1 protein-coding gene is annotated in these 2019 nt (G+C 34.9%); it reads right to left on the bottom strand.

Annotation, left to right across the window (positions count from 1 at the left end; all coding sequences use genetic code 11):
* Positions 1-254 precede the first annotated feature (254 nt).
* Entirely contained in the window at positions 255-1814 is a 1560-nt protein-coding gene (locus WBQ70_RS06400) for a nucleoside hydrolase-like domain-containing protein (protein ID WP_423911905.1), read from the bottom strand.
* Positions 1815-2019 lie beyond the last annotated feature (205 nt).

The raw sequence follows: 2019 nt of genomic DNA, 5'->3' as shown, positions 1-2019 counted from the left end.
GGGTATGGGTGATTATAATACAATTTAGAGGGAGAATTGTACAAATATGAATGTAAAATGTTCTTTTTCTTAATTGAAGTATTTTTGAATTTATCTTGGTATATGCTTTTATTACTATGTGTATTCTCAATTTTATTAGGTTAAAATTGAAATATAAATAGCTCTTTGCCTTTTAAAAAAACAAAACCTATTTAATTCTTTTGAATTAAATAGGTTTTTAGAAATGTAGTTTTACTAAAAATATTCTTTTAAAATTAATCACTTTGTGCAGACACTTCTGAATGATTATAATTGCCAGATACGTTTATTATAATTCGTCTGTAATCAAAAAGTGAAGCAATAGAGTTTTTGTCTTTTACTTGTAAAATTAAATGAATTTGTTTTTTTGCAGCACCCGTTGGTACCTTCAGAAAAGTTTTGCTTTTTGTGGCTTCATTAATAAATAAGTTACCTGCATAATTCCCAGCTTCTTCATAAATCCACCATAAAAACTCCAACGCATCGCCATCGGGGTCTGAGGAAGCTGAGGCATCCAATTCTATTTTTTCTCCAGGAACGGCAGAAATTATAATAATGTCATCATTTTTATCGCCATTAAATACGGCTTTTGGTTGATGATTTGCTTTGTTATAGGGTTGTAGACACCAATCCATTCGGCAAACAAGGTTGTTGTACATCGCTTCCCGCCATCTCCAAACAGGAACATAATCGCCTTCATAGGTTTTTCCATCTTTTGTATTGTACCATACATCGCTTACCTCACGAAATGTATAAAATGGTGCGTTTTTAATTTCATCTGCTTTTATATCTTTATGGCGTGACCAGAAATCTGCTACTTTTTCGGCACTAAATCTGCCACCCCAACCGCCCCAAGATGGGTGGTCAATATCAAACAATCCTTTATTTACTAATCCCATCCAAGGAATGGTGCCACCACCTTCCATAAAGCCCAAACCACCATCTCTAAAGCCATGGAATCGCCTTTCTGGATATACTTCGCCCAAAGCACCATGGTTTTGCATGACATTTTCCTTTAGCCATTCATTTTGTCCTGCGACACTGTATTCATATTTGCCCCAAAAGTGAGGGCCTAAGTTTACACTTAAATCACCATCATTTGCTCCAGGACCTCCAAAGGCATAGGTTTGGTAATTACTTCGTATCCAGTGGATGTTTGGGTATTTGCTACAAATCCATGCACCTGCATTATCTTGTGCGCCATTTTCAAAAACTCGGAGTTTCTGTAAAACCGAATTAAACTCTTGTTTAGAATGATTTTTTTCATAATCAAAAAGTGCTTGCGCCAAAGTGTTGGAGCCTGCATTTACAACAATCCAAATAGGTCTATCATCTTGTTTATCAAATGCTTTTATGATTAGTTTTGACCCATCACTAGATTTTCCTTCGCCAACATCATCAATGCCATAAGCACGTTGTCCAGAGCAGACCAATGACCTAAGATAATCAGGGGAATGCCATCCTTGAGCGTGTTTTTGGAGGTTTTTGTATACTTTTTCGTAAGCATCAATTATTTTGATGAATAATTCTGGGTAGGTTCTTCTTCTAAATTCATCCTTGCTATCAGGTCTCAAATATTTACCCGTAACTGCAATAAGTCCTTCCAAATCAAATTCATTATTATTTAGTATCATATGGGTCATTTGCTGCTCTTCGTCAGGTTCATTCCCCATATCAGCCAAAATGATAAGCCTTGATTTGGTGTTTTCTTGCGCGTATGAACATTGTGATGTAAACAAGACTATTCCAATCGAAAAAAAAGAATAATTAAGAATTAATTTGATGTACTTTCCCATAATGAATTTATTTTACATTAAACCTAGCGGTTAATCCATCCAAACTATCTGTGCCAATTAGAATCTCAAATTCTCCTGCTTCAATTTCTGGTTGTAGCTCTTCATTTAAATAAGAGAGGTCATCTGGTGTAATGGTGTATTATACTTTTTTTGTTTTACCAGCAGTAATCGAAACCCGTTTGAAACACTTTATTTTCTTTTTAGA

The organism is Flavobacterium sp. (assembly GCF_049590715.1).
In the GTDB taxonomy this organism is placed as follows: domain Bacteria; phylum Bacteroidota; class Bacteroidia; order Flavobacteriales; family Flavobacteriaceae; genus Flavobacterium.
This window is presented reverse-complemented; position numbering and strand designations above follow the sequence as displayed.

Coding starts and splice junctions, on each gene's coding strand:
- WBQ70_RS06400 (WP_423911905.1), bottom strand. CDS start 1,814: ATGGGAAAGTACATCAAATTAATTCTTAATTATTCTTTTTTTTCGATT.